The sequence below is a fragment of the Shinella zoogloeoides genome, from assembly GCF_022682305.1.
Lineage (GTDB): Bacteria > Pseudomonadota > Alphaproteobacteria > Rhizobiales > Rhizobiaceae > Shinella > Shinella zoogloeoides_B.
This window is the reverse complement of record NZ_CP093528.1, coordinates 46,713-63,417: the sequence shown is the minus strand read 5'-3', so window position 1 is coordinate 63,417 and position 16,705 is coordinate 46,713. Positions and strand designations below refer to the sequence as shown.

The 16,705-nt window shown below is 65.7% G+C and carries 17 protein-coding genes; 11 read left to right on the top strand and 6 right to left on the bottom strand.

What is annotated here, in order from left to right; all coding sequences use genetic code 11:
• Window positions 1-14 precede the first annotated feature (14 nt).
• Window positions 15-671: a ribosome biogenesis GTP-binding protein YihA/YsxC gene (yihA, locus tag MOE34_RS00325; protein ID WP_242219781.1), complete on the top strand. Its 657-nt coding sequence runs from the start codon at window positions 15-17 to the stop codon at window positions 669-671.
• Between the two features lie 27 nt (window positions 672-698).
• Here yihA and MOE34_RS00320 read toward each other — a convergent pair whose 3' ends face one another.
• Window positions 699-1,256, bottom strand: coding sequence for a hypothetical protein (locus tag MOE34_RS00320; RefSeq protein WP_242219779.1), 558 nt, complete (start codon window positions 1,254-1,256; stop codon window positions 699-701).
• Between the two features lie 275 nt (window positions 1,257-1,531).
• Here MOE34_RS00320 and argB point away from each other — a divergent pair, with 275 nt between their 5' ends.
• Window positions 1,532-2,419 carry an acetylglutamate kinase gene (gene argB / locus MOE34_RS00315; protein WP_242219777.1) on the top strand — a complete coding sequence of 296 codons (888 nt, stop codon included), beginning with the start codon at window positions 1,532-1,534 and terminating at the stop codon, window positions 2,417-2,419.
• Between the two features lie 13 nt (window positions 2,420-2,432).
• Here argB and MOE34_RS00310 read toward each other — a convergent pair whose 3' ends face one another.
• Complete coding sequence (locus tag MOE34_RS00310; RefSeq protein WP_242219775.1) at window positions 2,433-3,350, bottom strand: DMT family transporter; 918 nt, start codon at window positions 3,348-3,350, stop codon at window positions 2,433-2,435.
• Between the two features lie 110 nt (window positions 3,351-3,460).
• On the opposite strand from MOE34_RS00310, the gene MOE34_RS00305 reads away from it, so the two are divergent.
• Both MOE34_RS00305 and MOE34_RS00300 read left to right on the top strand, forming a co-directional pair.
• Window positions 3,461-4,156, top strand: a complete 696-nt coding sequence (locus MOE34_RS00305; protein WP_242219773.1) for a pyrimidine 5'-nucleotidase — start codon at window positions 3,461-3,463, stop codon at window positions 4,154-4,156.
• Window positions 4,157-4,296: 140 nt separating this feature from the next.
• The gene (locus tag MOE34_RS00300) at window positions 4,297-5,250 is read left to right on the top strand and encodes an EF-hand domain-containing protein (RefSeq protein ID WP_242219771.1); all 954 of its coding nucleotides are present in this window, start codon (window positions 4,297-4,299) and stop codon (window positions 5,248-5,250) included.
• 59 nt (window positions 5,251-5,309) lie between these two features.
• On the opposite strand, the gene MOE34_RS00295 is transcribed toward MOE34_RS00300, so the two are convergent.
• Window positions 5,310-6,206 (bottom strand): LOG family protein, encoded by an 897-nt coding sequence (locus MOE34_RS00295; protein ID WP_242219769.1) that lies wholly within the window; start codon window positions 6,204-6,206, stop codon window positions 5,310-5,312.
• Window positions 6,207-6,381: 175 nt separating this feature from the next.
• Between MOE34_RS00295 and dapD the strand changes: the two genes are divergently transcribed.
• The 4 genes from dapD (at window position 6,382) to MOE34_RS00275 (ending at window position 9,491) form a co-directional block, all read left to right on the top strand.
• Window positions 6,382-7,239 (top strand): 2,3,4,5-tetrahydropyridine-2,6-dicarboxylate N-succinyltransferase, encoded by an 858-nt coding sequence (gene dapD, locus MOE34_RS00290; protein WP_242219767.1) that lies wholly within the window; start codon window positions 6,382-6,384, stop codon window positions 7,237-7,239.
• Between the two features lie 3 nt (window positions 7,240-7,242).
• Window positions 7,243-7,629: a DUF805 domain-containing protein gene (locus tag MOE34_RS00285; RefSeq protein ID WP_242219765.1), complete on the top strand. Its 387-nt coding sequence runs from the start codon at window positions 7,243-7,245 to the stop codon at window positions 7,627-7,629.
• A gap of 85 nt (window positions 7,630-7,714) precedes the next feature.
• On the top strand, window positions 7,715-8,908 hold the full coding sequence (gene dapE, locus MOE34_RS00280) for a succinyl-diaminopimelate desuccinylase (protein WP_242224186.1): 1,194 nt from the start codon (window positions 7,715-7,717) through the stop codon (window positions 8,906-8,908).
• Window positions 8,895-9,491, top strand: a complete 597-nt coding sequence (locus MOE34_RS00275) for a hypothetical protein (protein ID WP_242219763.1) — start codon at window positions 8,895-8,897, stop codon at window positions 9,489-9,491. Before dapE ends, MOE34_RS00275 begins: the two co-directional genes overlap by 14 nt.
• A 62-nt stretch (window positions 9,492-9,553) precedes the next feature.
• Here MOE34_RS00275 and truA read toward each other — a convergent pair whose 3' ends face one another.
• Genes truA through def form a run of 3 tightly spaced genes read right to left on the bottom strand, consistent with a single transcriptional unit; the run spans window position 9,554 to window position 11,824 of the window.
• A complete protein-coding gene (gene truA, locus MOE34_RS00270; protein WP_242219760.1) occupies window positions 9,554-10,297 on the bottom strand; it encodes a tRNA pseudouridine(38-40) synthase TruA in 744 nt (247 codons plus the stop codon).
• On the bottom strand, window positions 10,297-11,256 hold the full coding sequence (gene fmt, locus MOE34_RS00265) for a methionyl-tRNA formyltransferase (RefSeq protein ID WP_242219758.1): 960 nt from the start codon (window positions 11,254-11,256) through the stop codon (window positions 10,297-10,299). Before fmt ends, truA begins: the two co-directional genes overlap by 1 nt.
• 43 nt (window positions 11,257-11,299) lie before the next feature.
• Window positions 11,300-11,824, bottom strand: coding sequence for a peptide deformylase (def, locus tag MOE34_RS00260; protein ID WP_242219756.1), 525 nt, complete (start codon window positions 11,822-11,824; stop codon window positions 11,300-11,302).
• A gap of 111 nt (window positions 11,825-11,935) precedes the next feature.
• On the opposite strand from def, the gene MOE34_RS00255 reads away from it, so the two are divergent.
• The 3 genes from MOE34_RS00255 to MOE34_RS00245 all read left to right on the top strand — a co-directional run bounded on the left by MOE34_RS00255 (window position 11,936) and on the right by MOE34_RS00245 (window position 16,653).
• Entirely contained in the window at window positions 11,936-13,129 is a 1,194-nt protein-coding gene (locus MOE34_RS00255) for a DNA recombination protein RmuC (protein WP_242219754.1), read from the top strand.
• 43 nt (window positions 13,130-13,172) lie between these two features.
• The gene (locus MOE34_RS00250; RefSeq protein ID WP_242219752.1) at window positions 13,173-14,075 is read left to right on the top strand and encodes a ribokinase; all 903 of its coding nucleotides are present in this window, start codon (window positions 13,173-13,175) and stop codon (window positions 14,073-14,075) included.
• A gap of 250 nt (window positions 14,076-14,325) precedes the next feature.
• Window positions 14,326-16,653 carry a methyl-accepting chemotaxis protein gene (locus MOE34_RS00245; protein WP_242219750.1) on the top strand — a complete coding sequence of 776 codons (2,328 nt, stop codon included), beginning with the start codon at window positions 14,326-14,328 and terminating at the stop codon, window positions 16,651-16,653.
• Window positions 16,654-16,705 lie beyond the last annotated feature (52 nt).

Below are 16,705 nucleotides of genomic sequence, written 5' to 3'. Positions count from 1 at the left end.
CAAAGGCAGCAACAATGACCGAGACGACGTCGCAGGATGACAAGCCCCTGTTCGGCAGACCGTGGATCTTCATCCGCGGCGTGCCGGCCATGAAATTCCTGCCGCCGGAAGGCCCGCCGGAGATCGCATTCGCCGGCCGCTCGAATGTCGGCAAATCGTCGCTGATCAACGCGCTGGTCGGCCACAAGGGCCTGGCGCGCACCTCCAACACGCCCGGCCGCACGCAGGAACTCAACTACTTCGTGCCGGACGGCTTTTCCGGTGCGGAAGACGACCTGCCACCGATGGCGCTGGTCGACATGCCCGGCTACGGCTATGCGCAGGCCCCGAAGGAACAGGTCGACGCCTGGACGAAGCTCGTCTTCGACTATCTGCGCGGCCGCTCCACGCTGAAGCGCGTCTATGTGCTGATCGACAGCCGCCACGGCATCAAGAAGAACGACGACGAGGTCTTCTCGCTGCTCGACAAGGCGGCCGTCTCCTATCAGGTCGTGCTGACCAAGACCGACAAGATCAAGGACGCCGGCGTGCCGCGCCTTATCGAGGAAACGCTGCAGAAGATCGCCAAGCATCCGGCCGCCTACCCGGACGTGCTCGCCACCTCGTCAGAGAAGGGCCGCGGCCTCGACGAGCTGCGCGGCGCCATCCTCACGGCCATTGCGCCGAGATAGGCCGGCCGATACCAAGAATGGAAAGGCTCAATCGAGCCGCGCGGCCACCGGCTCCAAAGCCCTGCCGGAGGGCCTGACGCTTACGGACAGTTTCCCGCCACCGGCGAGGCGCTCGTGCATTCCCGCCGGGACGGCCAGCCCGTCCTTGCCCGCTTCCGGCAGCACGCCGAGCGAGACGGGCGCCTTGCCCTCCTCGGTCAGCCAGACCTCCAGCACCTCCCCGCCGCCGCGCGGCCCGAGCAGCGCGCTCATCGAGAGGCCGGCCGCGACGGCAAGCGAGGCCAGCGCAAGGGCGCGCCAGAGCATCAGCGAATGCCAGCACCCGCCGGCAACCTTGCCGGAAAGCACGGCGTCGGGCGTCGTGGCGGTGAGAATGTGCTGGCCGGCGGGATAGCGATGCGGCGGCAGATGCAGCCCCTCGTGCTCGTCATCGAGCGTGGCGAGATTTTCCTTCCAGCGGCTGACCATGGCGGCGAACTGGCGATCCTTAGCAAGCCGCGCCTCGACCTTGCATCGCTCCTCGGCGGACAGGGCGCCGAGCACATATTCGCCCGCGATCACCTCGTCGCAGCAGGGTTCCCTCATCTCTCGCCCGGACGCCGTCATCGGTTCACGCACTCTCTTCGTTCGACGGATTGCCGCGGGGCGCAACCCCGCTTTCTCCCTATATAGGCATGCCCTCACGCTTTTACTCGTGCAAATGCGTCGGGCGCCATTCTATTCCTCAAGGACCGCCCTACCAGCGGCCCGGGACCCCTCGCATCCTTTTTCCTCCATCCGGCATCAATGTGGCGGACGGATCATTCCATCGTCACAAAACATGCGTTAAACAGGCCCCCGTCCAATTCCACGAGGCCGCCATGTCCCTATCCGAAAGCGAAACCCAAGCCCGCCTTCTCGCTCAAGCCCTGCCCTACATGCAGCGCTACGAGAACAAGACCATCGTGGTGAAATACGGCGGCCATGCGATGGGCAACGCGGAGCTGGGCAAGGCGTTCGCCAGCGACATCGCGCTTCTGAAGCAGTCCGGCGTCAACCCCATCGTCGTGCATGGCGGCGGCCCGCAGATCGGCGCGATGCTGACCAAGATGGGCATCGAATCCAAGTTCGAGGGGGGCCTGCGCGTCACCGACCAGAAGACCGTCGAGATCGTCGAGATGGTGCTGGCCGGCTCGATCAACAAGGAGATCGTCGCGCTCATCAACCAGACGGGCGAATGGGCGATAGGCCTGTGCGGCAAGGACGGCAACATGGTCTTCGCCGAGAAGGCCAAGAAGACCGTTGTCGACCCGGACAGCAATATCGAGCGCATCCTCGACCTCGGCTTCGTCGGCGAGGTGGTCGAGGTCGACCGCACGCTGATCGACCTGCTCGCGAAATCCGAGATGATCCCGGTCATTGCCCCGGTCGCGCCCGGCCGCGACGGCCATACCTACAACATCAATGCCGATACCTTCGCCGGCGCCATCGCCGGCGCGCTGAACGCGACGCGCCTCCTCTTCCTGACGGACGTTCCGGGCGTGCTCGACAAGAACGGCCAGCTCATCAAGGAGCTTTCCGTCGCCGAAGCCCGCGCGCTCATCAAGGACGGCACGATTTCCGGCGGCATGATCCCGAAGGTCGAGACCTGCATCGACGCCATCAAGGCGGGCGTGCAGGGCGTCGTCATCCTCAACGGCAAGACGGCCCATTCGGTGCTGCTCGAACTCTTCACCGAGCACGGCGCGGGCACGCTTCTGGTGCCCTGATCCGGCGGCGCGCTCAGCCGTAGGCGAGGAGCGCGAGCACGCCGACCACGATTAGCGCGCAGCCGAGGACTTCCAGCCGGTTGATGCGCTCCTTGAAGATGAAGACGGTGGAGGCGAAGGTGAAGAGCATCTCCACCTGCGCCAGCGCCTTCACCACCGCCGCCTGCTGCAATGTCATGGCCATGAACCAGCCGAAGGACGCCGTCGCGCCGACAAAGCCGACGAGCAGCGCCGGCCGCCACGCCGCCGCGATGCGCGGCAGCTCGTCGCGCTCGCGCGCCAGGATCCAGCCGAGCATCAGCACCGTCTGCAGCACGATGACGAAGACGAGCGTGTAGCTCGCCTGCACCGCATAGTCCGGCGCGGGCAGGCTCGGGGCCAGCGCCAGGGAGGCCGAGCGATAGGCGACGGCGGAAATCCCGAAGAACGTGCCGGACATGAGGCCGATGCCGGCCGTGCGCGTGAGGACCGAGGTGAAGAGCGAGCGGACGGACACCACGCTGCGCGCCACCGAGATCACCATGACCCCGACGACGGAGACCGCGATGGCGACAAGCGTGCCCGCCGATGCGCGCTCGCCGAGGAACACGAGGCCGAAGAGCGCGGCCTGTGCCGGCTCCGTGCGCGAATAGGCCGTGCCGACCGCGAAATTGCGGAAGGAGAACAGGTAGACGAGCAGGAAGGTGGCCGCGATCTGCGCGACGCCGCCGACGACCGCCCAGAGGAAGAACGTGCCGTTCGGCACCGGCAGGGGCCTTGCCAGCACGAAGGCGAGGATCGCCATGTAGGCGAGCGCGAAGGGCATGCCGAAGCCGAAGCGCACGAAGGTCGCGCCCGTCGTGCCCATGCGGCCTTTCAGGTGCTTCTGCATGGCGGAGCGGACATTCTGGAGAAAGGCCGCGGCGATGGTGATGATGATCCAGATTTCCATGCCAGCCCGCTAACGCATTTCCGGCAAGGTGCATAGCGGTTTTGCGGAGGGAAACGCACCGACGGAAAATTCCGTTTCCCTCGGCCATGCGCCATGCCATAAGACGGGCCATGAGCGATCTTCCGAACAAAGCCGACTTTTCCCATGTGCGTGACTGGGTCTTCGACCTCGACAACACGCTGTATCCGCATCACGTCGATCTCTTCGCCCAGATCGACCAGAACATGACGGCCTATGTCTCGGCCCTGCTCGACCTCACGCGCGAGGATGCGCGCGCCCTGCAGAAGCGGTATTATCTCGATCACGGCACCACGCTGAAGGGGCTGATGATCCACCACGACATCGACCCGTCCGACTTTCTGGAAAAGGCGCATTCGATCAATTACGGCGTGCTGTCGCCGGACCTGCCGCTCGGCGAGGCGATCCAGGCGCTGCCCGGCCGCAAGTTCATCTTCACCAACGGCAGCGTGAAGCATGCCGAGATGGCGGCCAAGGCGCTCGGCATCTTCCACCATTTCGACGATGTCTTCGATATCGTGGCGGCGGAATATGTGCCGAAGCCGGCCGGCGCGACCTATGACAAGTTCATGGCGCTGCACCGGGTCGACACTACCCATGCGGTGATGTTCGAGGATCTGCCGCGCAACCTCGTCGTGCCGAAGACCCTCGGCATGAAGACCGTGCTGCTCACCCCGCGCGATGCCAGCCACGAATTCACCGACGCCTGGGAAAAGCGCACGGCGGAGGACCGGCACATCGACTATGCGACGTCGGACCTGACGGGCTTCCTCAACGCCCTTCTCTAGCGCGTTTGCGCGGCCCCATTCCTGACACGGAAAAAACCCTTTCCGGTCAAAAGGTTGAATTACCAATTTGTAACTGGCGCCAGCCGGCGTTCCCCCTATCCTGCCCTCTCAAGGGACGATGATGGATGAAAGGAACGACCATGGCTAAAAAGGAACTCCTTCTCGGCGCTGTCGCCGCCGGCCTTCTTCTTTCGGGGGCCAGTGCGCCCGCTTTCGCCGCCAAGGGCGAGGGCAAGCACCACCAGCGCCATGCCGCGATGATCGAGCGCCTCGACGCCGACAAGAACGGCAAGGTCTCGCTCGACGAATTCAAGACGAATGCCGCCGCCGCCTTCAAGGCCTTCGATGCCGACGGCAACGGCCAGGTGACGAAGGACGAGATCAAGGCGCGCCACGCAGCCTTCAAGGATGCCCGCAAGGCCGTTCGCAACGCCACCGAGGCGGACAAGGGCAAGGCTCGCGAGGCGCTGCGCGCCGGTGGCCCCTATATGCTGCCGGGTGCCGGCAAGATGTTCGAAAAGGCCGATACCGACAAGAACGGCGCACTTTCCGAAGCCGAAGTGCTCGCCTCGGCGGAGAAGATATTCGAGCGCCGCGACAGCAACAGGGACGGCGTGCTCGACACGGCGGATGCCCGTCCCGGCAAAGGCAAGTGGCACCATGGCAAGGGCGGTGAACAGCGCGCCGAACGCATGCTGAACCGGCTCGACACCGACAAGGACGGCAAGGTCTCGCAAAGCGAGATGCTCGCCCGCGCCAACCGGGCTTTCCAGCGCTTCGACACGGACAGGAACGGGGAGGTGACGAAGGCGGAGGTCGACGCCAAGCGCGAGGCCTTCCGGGAGGCCCGCAAGGCCTTCCGCGCGGTCAAGGCGACCGAGGGCGAGGCAAGGGACGCCGCCCGGGCAGCGCTTCGCGAGGCGCGCCTGGACCGCATGGGCCTGCGCATGTTCGAACGCGCCGATGCCGACAGGAACGGCACACTTAACAAGGCCGAGATGGAAACGGCCGCCATCGCGATGTTCAAGAAGCGCGACCGCAACGGCGACGGCTTCATCACCGTCGACGAAATGGGCAAGCGGCGCGACAAGTAAGCATTGCCCGCAGCACGTCCAACTGGAACGCCCCGGCCATGCCGGGGCGTCTTTTTTGGTCAGCCGTGCGCGGCGACCGAGGCGTGCTCGGCTTCCAGCGCCTCGTAGAATTTCACGATGATGTCCCAGGCCTCGTCGGCGGTCTCGACGAACTGCATCAGCTCGACATCGCCCGGCGAGATCGTGCCGAAGGCGGCGAGCGCGTCGAAGTCGATGATCTTGTGCCAGAAGTCCCTGCCGAAGAGGATCAGCGGCACCAGCGCCATGCGGCCGGTCTGCATCAGCGTCACCGTCTCGAACAGTTCGTCCAGCGTGCCGAAGCCGCCGGGAAACACCGTGACCGCCTTGGCGCGCAGCAGGAAATGCATCTTGCGGATCGCGAAATAGTGGAAGTTGAAGCTGAGTTCCGGCGTGACATAGGGGTTCGGCGCCTGCTCGTGCGGCAGCACGATGTTGAGGCCGATCGACGGCGCGCCGACATCGGCCGCCCCGCGATTGCCCGCCTCCATGACGCCCGGCCCGCCACCCGTGACGACGACATATTCCTTGAAGCCCAGCTCGGCCGACTTCTCCGAACACATGCGGGCGAACTTGCGCGCTTCATCGTAATAGACCGAGGCGGCCTCAAGGTTTGCGCGCTGGGTCTCGTTGCGCGCCGCCCAGGCTTCCTGGCCGGGCGCGGGAATGCGCGCGCCGCCGAACATGACGACGGTGGACTTTATGCCGCGCTCGGCCAGCATCATCTCGACCTTCAGCAGCTCGAGTTGGAGACGTACCGGGCGAAGCTCCTCGCGGCAGAGGAAGTCGTCATCGACATAGGCGAGGCGATAGGCGGGATTGGCCGTCTGCGCCGTCTGCGGCACCACGGCGGCGCGGTGCTTGTCCTGCGCGCTGTCGGCCAACGGATCCCACACGCCATCCTTGCGACGCAGGTTCTTCTTCTTCAGTCTCGCCATGTCGTTTTCCTGCTTTCAACTCTCACGGGATTACCACTTCGCCCGTGCGACAGTATCTGCCGGAAAGGGGCTTCATCTTTCCCGGCAGTTGCTCTAGAGCATTTTGCTGATTGATGAAATCGACCTTCCGGCGTCCCGACAATCGAAAATAAGCCTCGAAGTTTAAGGAATTCCGATGAACACGTCCAACCTCGCCGCCCTTTCCCAAACCATCGACCGCGCCTTCGAGGAACGGGACGGCATCAACACGTCCACGCGCGGGGAAGTGCGCGATGCGGTGGAGACCGCGCTCAACCTGCTCGATGGCGGCAAGGTGCGCGTCGCCGAGCGTGGCGAGGACGGCAACTGGACGGTCAACCAGTGGCTCAAGAAGGCGGTGCTCCTCTCCTTCCGCCTCAACCCGATGGAAATCGTCAAGGGCGGCCCCGGCGAATCGGCCTGGTGGGACAAGGTGCCCTCCAAGTTCGACGGCTGGAGCGTCAACGAATTCGAGAAGGCCGGCTTCCGCGCCGTGCCGAACTGCGTGGTGCGCCGCTCGGCCTATATCGCGCCCAACGCCATCCTGATGCCCTCCTTCGTCAATCTCGGCGCCTATGTCGGCGAGGGCACGATGGTCGATACCTGGGCGACGGTCGGCTCCTGCGCGCAGATCGGTAAGCACGTGCACCTTTCCGGCGGCGTCGGCATCGGCGGCGTTCTGGAGCCGATGCAGGCCGGCCCAACGATCATCGAGGACAATTGCTTCATCGGCGCCCGCTCGGAAGTCGTTGAAGGCTGCATCGTGCGCGAGGGCTCCGTGCTCGGCATGGGCGTCTTCATCGGCAAGTCGACCAAGATCGTCGACCGCGCGACGGGCGAGGTGACCTATGGCGAGGTGCCGCCCTATTCCGTCGTCGTCGCCGGCTCCATGCCTTCCGACAAGACCATGCCGAACGGCCTTCCGGCTCCCGGCCTCTACTGCGCCGTCATCGTCAAGCGCGTCGACGCCCAGACCCGCTCCAAGACCGGCATCAACGAACTGCTGCGGGACTAAGCCATGGCGGCCGCGGAAGGGCAGAGGCCGAACCTCACCTGGCTCTTCTTCGGCTGGTCCGGCCGGCTGAGCCGGGCGCCCTTCGCGCTCGGCTGGGCTTTCTGGCTCATGCTGCTCTCGGCGACGCTCGCCCGCATCATGACCTTGCCGAAGGAGGATCCCGCCTTCCTTTTCTGGGCCTTCATGTTCTTCGGCGTCGCAATCGTCTCGACGGTCTCCACCATCATGATGACGGTCAAGCGGCTGCACGACATGAACCTGCCGCTGGCGCTGATCATCTGCCTCTTCATTCCCGCCATTTCCTTCTTCGCGCTCGTCGCCTTCATGGTCTGGCCCGGCACGCCCGGTCCGAACGACTACGGCCGCCTGCCGGACCGGCCGAAGGACTGAGCGCGCGCATCGGCCGCGCGTGACAGCCTCCCAACGATCGGCTACACCTCGATTCCCTCCCTTTCAGGTGCCCTGACGCATGCCCATGATCTCCGCAAATCCGATCGAGAACCTCGCAACCCTCATCCGCTGCCCTTCCGTGACGCCCGCCGAGGGCGGCGCGCTGACGGCGCTTGCCGCCATGCTGGAGCCGCTCGGCTTCACCGTCGAGCGCATGATCGCCCGCGAGCCGGGCATGCCCGATATCGAGAACCTCTACGCCCGCATCGGCACCGAGGGTCCGCACCTGATGTTCGCCGGCCATACGGACGTGGTGCCTGTCGGCGACGCGGCCGCCTGGACGCATGACCCGTTCGGCGCGGAGATTGCCGACGGCGAGATGTTCGGCCGCGGCGCGGTCGACATGAAGGGCGGTATCGCCTGCTTCGTCGCCGCCGTCGCGCGCCATATCGCGAAGAACGGCCCGCCGAAAGGTTCGCTCTCCTTCCTCATCACCGGCGACGAGGAAGGCCCGGCCGTCAACGGCACGATCAAGCTCCTGGAATGGGCGGCGGCACGCGGCGAGCGCTGGGACGCCTGCCTCGTCGGCGAGCCGACCAATCCGGACCAGCTCGGCGATATGATCAAGATCGGCCGGCGCGGCTCCGTTTCCGGTGCGATCACCGTCCATGGCGTGCAGGGCCACGCCGCCTATCCGCATCTGGCCGACAATGCCGTGCGCGGCGTCATCGCGCTGACCGACGCACTGATGCATCCGCCCTTCGACGCCGGCACGGAAAGCTTCCAGCCGTCGAACCTCGAAGTGACGACAATCGACACCGGCAACCGCGCCACCAATGTCGTGCCGGCGCGGGCAAGCGCCAGCTTCAACATCCGCTTCAACGATAGCTGGACGGCCGAGACCGTGATGGCCGAGATCGTGCGCCGCCTCGATGCCGCCGCGCGGGACGAAAGGCTCCGCCCCGGCCGCGACGCCGTGCGCTACGATATCGAATGGGCCGAACGGCCGAGCCACGTCTTCCTCACGCGCAACAACCAGCTCATCGCCTCGCTGTCCGGCGCGGTAGAGGCGATTACCGGCCGTGCGCCAAAACTTTCGACGACGGGCGGCACCTCCGATGCACGCTTCATCAAGGATTATTGCCCCGTCGTGGAGTTCGGCCTCGTCGGCCAGACCATGCATATGGTGGACGAGCGGGTGGCGGTCACAGACCTCGAGACGCTGACGGTGATCTACGAGACCTTCATCGAGCGCTGGTTCGGCGATGCCCGGTCTTGACGAGGTCCTGCACTACCTCAATGGCATCTACCTGCTGCTGAAGCAGAAGCAGGAGGGGTTCGGCTGGCTGGACCTGACCTGGCGCGGCCTTGTCCGCTCCTTCTGGGCCTTCGCCTGGTGCCTGCCGGCCCTTGCCGTCACCTGGGCGTCGTGGCGGCTTTACTATCTTTCCCGCATGCCGGCGGAAACGCAGGTCGGCCCCGACTTTTTCGTCAAGCTCGCCTTTGTCGACTTCATCGGATGGCTGCTGCCGCTCGCACTTCTTGCAGTGCTGGCCCGGCCGCTCGGCTACGGCAAATATCTTGCCGTCGTCGTCACCACGGGCAACTGGCTCACCGTGCCGCTGTGCTACGCCTTCGCCGTGCCGTTCGCATTGACGCTGGTTCTGCCCACAAGCGCGCCGCTTGCCGGCCTGCTCATCTATGCCGTCCTCGGCGCGAGCGTGATCCTGCAATTCCGCCTTGTGTGGATGTGCGTCGGGAAACAGACGCTGCTCGCCGCCGCGATGACCGCCATCTACGTGCTGCCGCCGATGATCATCGGGCAGGAATTGCAGCGCCTTCTCGGCACCCTGCCCGGTTAGAGCGTTTCCGCTTTTCCTCGAATCGCAAAACCGCTCCGCACTTTTGCTGGAAATACTTCAGGTCAATAATCGGCAGCCATGAAATACAGCCCGTCGGGCGGCGCGACGGGCCCACAGGCCTGGCGGTCGCGCGCCTCGAGCGCGTTGCGCACGTCCGCCACCGTCCACTTGCCCTCGCCCGCCAGCTTCAACGTGCCGGCGAAGGAGCGGATCTGGTTGTGCAGGAAGCTCTGCGCCGAGACGCGCATCTCGATGAGGTCGCCGCTGCGCGTCACCTCCAGCCGGTCGATGGTGCGTACGGGGCTGTTCGCCTGGCACTGGGCGGCGCGGAAGGTGGTGAAGTCGTGTTTTCCGACGAGCACCTGCCCTGCCGCATGCATGGCCTCGTGATCCAGCTCCCTGGCGACGAACCAGGCGCGGTTCGCTTCCAGCGCCAGAGGCGCGCGGCGCGAGATGATGCGGTAGAGATAATGCCGCTTCACCGCCGAAAAGCGGGCGTCGAAATCGTCCGGCACTTCGGCCGCGTCGAGGATGGCAACGCGCTCGCCGGCCATGCCGAGATGCGCGTTGAGCGCGTTCCTCAGCGTGTGTTCCTTCCACTGGCGCGAAAGATCGGCATGAGCGACCTGCCCCATGGCGTGCACGCCGGAATCCGTGCGCCCCGCCCCGCGGATCGAGACCGTCTCTCCCGTCAGCGACAGGATCGCCGCCTCGATGGCGCCCTGCACGGAATGACCGTTCTCCTGCCGCTGCCAGCCGACATAGGGCGTGCCGTCATATTCGATGCGCAGGCGATAACGCGGCATCAGGCAAGCACCTCGCCGGCCGCAACCGGCGTGCCGCGCAGGAAATCCGCCGCGTCCAGCAGCTTGCCGCCGGCCTTCTGCAGACGCAGAAAATCCACGGCGCCTTCACCGCACGCCACGGTCAGGCGACCGGCAAGAGCCGACACGACAGCGTGGTCCAACACCTCGCCCGGCTTGCCGCGTCCTTCGCCGATGCCGCTCGCCAGCACCTTCACGCGCTCCGGCTTGCCGGCGACCGGCAGCTCGAACCATGCCCCGGGGAAGGGCGAAAGGCCGCGGATATGGTTGTGCACATCCGTGGCCGGCTTCGAAAAGTCGATCCGGGTCTCGGCCTTGTCGATCTTGGCGGCGTAAAGCACGCCCTCCTCCGCCTGCGGCGTCAGCGGCAGGTCGCCGGCCTCGAGCTTGCCCATGGCCTCGGTCATCAGTACGCCGCCCGCCCACATCAGGGCGTCGTGCAACTCGCCGGCCGTCATGTTCTCTCCGATGGCCATGCGGCGGGTGAGCGCGACGGGGCCGGTATCGAGGCCCTTGTCCATCTTCATGACCATCATGCCGGTCTCGGCATCGCCCGCCATGATCGCCCGCTGGATGGGGGCGGCCCCTCGCCAGCGCGGCAGGAGCGAGGCATGGCCGTTATAGCAGCCGAGGCGCGTGCCGGTAAGGATCGCCTCCGGCAGCAAGAGACCGTAGGCGACGACGACCGCGACATCCGCGTCATGGGCGCGGAAGGCTGCACGGTCCGCTTCCTCACGGAAATTGACGGGCGTGAAGACGGGGATGCCGCGCCGTTCAGCGGCCTGATGCACCGGCGACTTCACCAGTTCGAGGCCACGGCGACCGGCCGGGCGCGGCGGCTGCGAATAGACAGCCACGATCTCGTGGCCCGCCTCGGCAAGCGCCTCCAGCGTCGCAACGGAGAAGTCCGGCGTGCCCATGAAGATGATGCGAAGGGCCATCGGTCAGCCTCCGTGAAAAGAGTGCGGGGCGGCTGACGCCGCCTCAGAGCGCCTTGCTGCCGCGCATCTTCGCGGCCTTGGTGAACTTGCGGATCACCATTTCGCGCTTCAGCTTGGAAATGTGGTCGATGAACAGCACGCCGTTGAGGTGGTCGATCTCGTGCTGGAGGCAGGTCGCGAGCAGGCCATCGGCCTCCGTCACCTGCTCCTTGCCGTCGCGATCGAGATGCTTGACGGTAATGCCGGCCGGGCGCTCGACCTCGGCATAATAATCCGGGATCGACAGGCAGCCCTCTTCATAGACCGAACGTGCATCCGAGGAGGCGACGATTTCCGGATTGATGAAGACGAGCGGCTTCTTGTCCTCGCCCTCCTTGGAAACATCGAGCACGAGCATGCGGCGGGCGACGCCGATCTGGATGGCGGCAAGGCCGATGCCGGGGGCATCGTACATGGTTTCCAGCATGTCGTCGGCGAGCTTCTTCACCTCGCCGTCCATGGTCTCGATGGGCTTCGAAACCTGGCGGAGGATCGGATCGGGAAGGATAATCAGCGGCTTGATGGTCATGCGCCTCCTTAGCGCGGTTTGTTTGCGCTTTCAATCGACTTCGCCAGCGGCGCCTGCGATTTGTTCACGTTATGATCTGGTTTTCGCCGCAATCCGTGCTATGGTCCCGGCATGATCGATCCCGCTTTCGACACGCTCGTCTCTTCCTTCCTCGACAGGCTCGGCGGCCCCGGCCCGGCGCTCGTGCTGCTCGCGGCCGTGCTGCTGACCGTCTTCGGCGTGCTTTCCGCACGGCGCAGCCATATCCGCCAGCGGGAAACGGCGGCGATGGCGGAGCTGCGCTTTGCCGAACTCCTGAAGGCGCAGACGGAGATGCAGGGCCGTGTCGCCGCCATGGCGGAGGTGTTCGGCAGCAAGCAATCGGAGACCAACCAGGCGATCAATGCGCGGCTCGACGGATTGACCCAGCGGCTCGGCCAGTCGATCTCCGAACAGACGCGGGCGACACACGAGAACCTGCGCCGGCTGCAGGAGCGGCTGGCGGTGATCGACAACGCCCAGACGAACATCCAGTCGCTGGCGAAAGACGTGGTCGGGCTTCAAGCCATTCTCTCCAACAAGCAGACGCGCGGCGCGTTCGGCCAGTCGCGCATGGAAACGATCATCGCCGATGCGCTGCCGCCCGGCGCCTACCAATTCCAGGCGCAGCTTTCCAACGGCGTGCGACCGGACTGCACCATCCGCATGCCGAACGGCCAGCCGCCGCTCGTCGTCGATGCGAAATTCCCGCTGGAGGCGTGGAACGCCATGTCGGACGGGCGCTCGTCCGAAGCGGCGAAGGCCGCCGCCCAGCAGTTCCGCCGCGACATGGAGGTGCATATCCGGGATATCGCGGAAAAATACCTCCTTGCCGGCGAGACGCAGGACACCGCCTTCCTCTTCGTGCCCTCGGAATCGATCTTCGCCAGCATCCACGAGAATTTCGAACCCGTGGTGCAGCGCGCGCACCGCGCCCGCATCGTCATCGTCTCGCCCTCCCTGCTGATGCTTTCGGTGCAGGTGCTTCAGGCGCTCCTCAAGGACCAGCGGATGCGCGAGCAGGCGCATGTCATTCAGGGCGAGGTCACGCGGCTGATGGACGATTTGACGCGGCTCGACGACCGGGTGCGCAAGCTGCACGGCCATTTCACCGCCGCGCAGAAGGACGTGGACCTGATTCTGACGTCCACGGAAAAGCTTACGCGGCGCGGCGCGCGCATCGGCGACCTGGAATTCGAGACGGTTTCCGCACTTTCGCAGCCCCAGGAAAAGGCGGCGGAGAGCCGGACGGGCCAGTTACGGCTGAGGGTGGTTGACGAGGACTGACCGCCTCGGGCAGTGTCCGCGGAAACGACAAGGGGCAGCTCTCATGATCACCGTCTTCGGTTCCATCAACATGGACCTCATCGCCACACCGGAACGCCTGCCGAAGCCCGGCGAAACGGTGATGGGCACCAGCTTCACCACCGCCGCCGGCGGCAAGGGCGCCAACCAGGCGCTTGCCGCCCGCCGCGCCGGCTCCATGGTGCGCATGGCCGGCGCCGTCGGCGACGACCGGCTGGGCAGCCAGGCGCTGGCCCTCCTCGCCGACGCCGCCGTCGACCTCAACGGCGTGCGCTCGCCCGCCGAAGCCACCGGAACCGCCCATATCCTCGTCGCCGAGGATGACGGCGAGAACGTCATCGTCGTCGTGCCGGGCGCCAATGGCACGGTCAGCGAGGAGGATGCGAAACGCACCGTCGCCGCCATGTCGCGCGGCGACTACCTGATGCTGCAGTTCGAGATTCCCGACGCCTCCATCGAGGCCGCGCTCGTCGCCGCCAAACAGAAGGGCGTCCTTTCCATCGTCAACATCGCCCCCTTCAGCGCCGCCACGCGGCGGCTCGGCGCAATGGCCGACATCCTCGTCGCCAACGAGACGGAATTCGACCTCTTCGTCGGCAAGGGCGAACTTTCGGACGAGGAGCGCGAGGCGACGATGCGCGCCCTCCATGCCGAGAGCGGGCAGACGATCATCGTCACGCTCGGCGCCGACGGCGTCGTCGCCATCCGCAAGAACGAGGTCTTCCGCGCCGCGGGCCTGAAGATCGAGCCGGTCGACACTGTCGGCGCGGGCGACACGTTCTGCGGCTATCTCGCCGCCTCGCTGGATGCCGGCCTTGCCTTCAAGGACGCACTGCGCCGCGCGGCCGTCGCCGGCTCGCTCGCCTGCCTCAAGCCGGGCGCACAGCCCTCCATCCCCTTCGCCTCCGCCGTAGACGCCGAACTCTAGGACGGGGCGTCCGGGCGCCGCGCTCGTCGCGACGCCCGAAAATTCAGCCGGTTGCGCCCATGGGCGACGGCAGAGCTTGCTATTTATTAAGATTCTATCGGTTACTGAAGTCCTCAGACACCGCGCCTTAAAGGGCGCGGCCGTCTCTGGCGCTGGTCACGCGCCCCGCCCTCCATGATGGAGACTTCCAAAAACGAATGTGCCTCTTCGCGGCCCCCCAGCCGCGGGCGTCTCTCATGGTGAGGATTTCATGTTCAAGTTCAAGGCCAAGTCGCTCGCGACAAAGCTCATCGTGGTCACCGGCGGCACGATCGCCCTGGTGATGCTCGCCTCCAACACCGTTCTCATCGGCCAGACCCAGGGCCGCGTCGCCGAACTCGTCTATTCCGGGGCCGATACCGAGGCGAAATCCATCGCCGCCGATATCGCCACCGACATCGGCCAGCTTGCGAGCGCCGCGCGCTCCATGGCCGGCGTGATCGAGCAGGGCCATGCGGGCGGGCATTTCGACCGCAAGGAAGTCGTCGACATCATCAAGGCGAATGCGGAAAAGAACACCTTCGCGCTCGGTAGCTGGTTCGCCGAAGAGCCGAACGCCTTCGACGGCAAGTCGCGCGAGTTGCCCGAGGATCTGGCGACCGGCACCTTCAAGGACGGTTCGTTCGACCCCTACTGGACGAAGCGCAAGGACGGCTCCATCGCACTCTCCACCTTCGAACCCGACTACAAGGCCGAGTGGTACGCGCTGGCGGCAACCAGCGGCAAGGGCGCGATGACGCAGCCCTACAAGGAAACCTCCACGGGTGAGAACTTCACCATGGCCTCCATCGCCTATCCGGTCGTCTCCGGCGGCAAGCGCATCGGCGTGACCGGCGTCGACGTCTCGCTGAAGGCGCTCTACGAAAAGCTCAGCCAGCTTCGCCCCTTCGGCGAAGGCCGTGTCCTCCTCGTGTCGCAGACCGGTAACTGGATCGTCGCTCCGACCGAAGAGCTTCTGATGAAGGTCTATGACGGCCAGGGCGCCGAACTCGTCCAGCAGGCGCTCGCCACCGGCAAGCCGGCCCGCATCGAGAACCTTTCCTTCGACGAGCTGGCCACTTTCGACCGCGTCGTCTATCCCTTCGCTCTGCCGGACGTCAACACGACCTGGGCCGTTCTGGTCGACGTGCCGCGCGCCGCGATCAATGCGCCGGTCAACGAGCAGACCACCATGATGATCATCGGCGGACTGATCGTGCTCGGAACCGTTCTGGCCGGTCTCTATTTCGCCGTCCGCTTCTTCGTGCAGAAGCCGCTCACCGGCCTCGTCAACGATGTCACCATGCTCGGCAAGGGCGTCTATACCCAGCCTATCGCCGGCCAGGACCGCTCGGACGAGACCGGCGCCGTCGCCAAGGCCCTGGAAGGCTTCCGCCACCAGCTCGCCGACACCAAGCGCCTCGAGGCGGAAGCGACGAACCAGCGCCAGCTCACCGAGGTCGAGCGCAGCCGCTCGGAAGCAGAACGCGCGGAATCGAGCGCGCTGCAGCGCGATATCGTCGCCCGCCTCGGCGACGGCCTCGCCCAGCTTTCCTCCGGCAACCTGACTTTCCGCCTGTCCGGCGACTTCCCGGGCGAATACGGCAAGCTGAAGACCGACTTCAACTCGGCCATCGCCAGCCTCGAGGAGACGATCCAGACGGTCAACGCCTCGGTCGGCAATATCGGCGGCGGCACCGGCGAAATCTCCAAGGGCGCGGCCGACCTGTCGCACCGCACCGAGCAGCAGGCCGCCAGCCTGGAAGAGACCGCCGCGGCGCTCGACGAGCTGACCTCGCAGGTCAATTCCAGCGCCGACAATGCCCGCGTCGCCGCCAAGTCCGTGGAAACGGCCAGCAACGACGCCAGCAAGTCCGGCGAGGTCGTGCAGAAGGCGATTGCCGCCATGCACGGCATCGAGCACTCCTCGCGCGAGATCTCCAACATCATCGGCGTGATCGACGACATCGCCTTCCAGACCAACCTCCTCGCCCTCAATGCGGGTGTGGAAGCGGCACGCGCCGGGGAAGCCGGCAAGGGCTTTGCTGTCGTGGCACAGGAAGTGCGTGAACTCGCCCAGCGGTCGGCAAACGCCGCCAAGGAGATCAAGACGCTGATCAACACCTCGGAAACGCAGGTTCGCGACGGCGTCGATCTCGTCGGCAAGGCGGGCAGCGCGCTGGAGAACATCGCCGAGCAGGTCATCCAGATCAACGGCCTCATCCGCCAGATCTCGTCCTCGGCTTCCGAACAGGCCGTCGGCCTCAAGGAGATCAACGCCGCCGTCAACCAGATGGACCAGGTGACGCAGCAGAACGCCGCGATGGTGGAGGAAACCACCGCCGCCTCGATGACGCTGAACGACGAAGCCCAGACGCTGAAATCGCTCGTCTCGCGCTTCCGCGCCGGCGCAGCGGCCGCACACCAGCCCACGCAGCAGGTCCGCATGCCGGCCCAGCCGCAGCGCTCCGCCTATCAGGCTCCGCGCACAACGGCCCGCGCCATCCCGCAGGTTTCCGGCAACACGGCGCTCGCCCAGGACGACTGGGAAGAGTTCTGAGCCTAACGGGTCAGCAGAAAAGCGAAGGGCCGGCGGAAACGCCGGCCCTTTT

Bases quoted from the DNA above. Each gene is read 5' to 3' on its own strand.
- yihA (WP_242219781.1), top strand. From the start codon at position 15: ATGACCGAGACGACGTCGCAGGATGACAAGCCCCTGTTCGGCAGACCG.
- MOE34_RS00320 (WP_242219779.1), bottom strand. From the start codon at position 1,256: ATGAGGGAACCCTGCTGCGACGAGGTGATCGCGGGCGAATATGTGCTC.
- argB (WP_242219777.1), top strand. From the start codon at position 1,532: ATGTCCCTATCCGAAAGCGAAACCCAAGCCCGCCTTCTCGCTCAAGCC.
- MOE34_RS00310 (WP_242219775.1), bottom strand. From the start codon at position 3,350: ATGGAAATCTGGATCATCATCACCATCGCCGCGGCCTTTCTCCAGAAT.
- MOE34_RS00305 (WP_242219773.1), top strand. From the start codon at position 3,461: ATGAGCGATCTTCCGAACAAAGCCGACTTTTCCCATGTGCGTGACTGG.
- MOE34_RS00300 (WP_242219771.1), top strand. From the start codon at position 4,297: ATGGCTAAAAAGGAACTCCTTCTCGGCGCTGTCGCCGCCGGCCTTCTT.
- MOE34_RS00295 (WP_242219769.1), bottom strand. From the start codon at position 6,206: ATGGCGAGACTGAAGAAGAAGAACCTGCGTCGCAAGGATGGCGTGTGG.
- dapD (WP_242219767.1), top strand. From the start codon at position 6,382: ATGAACACGTCCAACCTCGCCGCCCTTTCCCAAACCATCGACCGCGCC.
- MOE34_RS00285 (WP_242219765.1), top strand. From the start codon at position 7,243: ATGGCGGCCGCGGAAGGGCAGAGGCCGAACCTCACCTGGCTCTTCTTC.
- dapE (WP_242224186.1), top strand. From the start codon at position 7,715: ATGATCTCCGCAAATCCGATCGAGAACCTCGCAACCCTCATCCGCTGC.
- MOE34_RS00275 (WP_242219763.1), top strand. From the start codon at position 8,895: ATGCCCGGTCTTGACGAGGTCCTGCACTACCTCAATGGCATCTACCTG.
- truA (WP_242219760.1), bottom strand. From the start codon at position 10,297: ATGCCGCGTTATCGCCTGCGCATCGAATATGACGGCACGCCCTATGTC.
- fmt (WP_242219758.1), bottom strand. From the start codon at position 11,256: ATGGCCCTTCGCATCATCTTCATGGGCACGCCGGACTTCTCCGTTGCG.
- def (WP_242219756.1), bottom strand. From the start codon at position 11,824: ATGACCATCAAGCCGCTGATTATCCTTCCCGATCCGATCCTCCGCCAG.
- MOE34_RS00255 (WP_242219754.1), top strand. From the start codon at position 11,936: ATGATCGATCCCGCTTTCGACACGCTCGTCTCTTCCTTCCTCGACAGG.
- MOE34_RS00250 (WP_242219752.1), top strand. From the start codon at position 13,173: ATGATCACCGTCTTCGGTTCCATCAACATGGACCTCATCGCCACACCG.
- MOE34_RS00245 (WP_242219750.1), top strand. From the start codon at position 14,326: ATGTTCAAGTTCAAGGCCAAGTCGCTCGCGACAAAGCTCATCGTGGTC.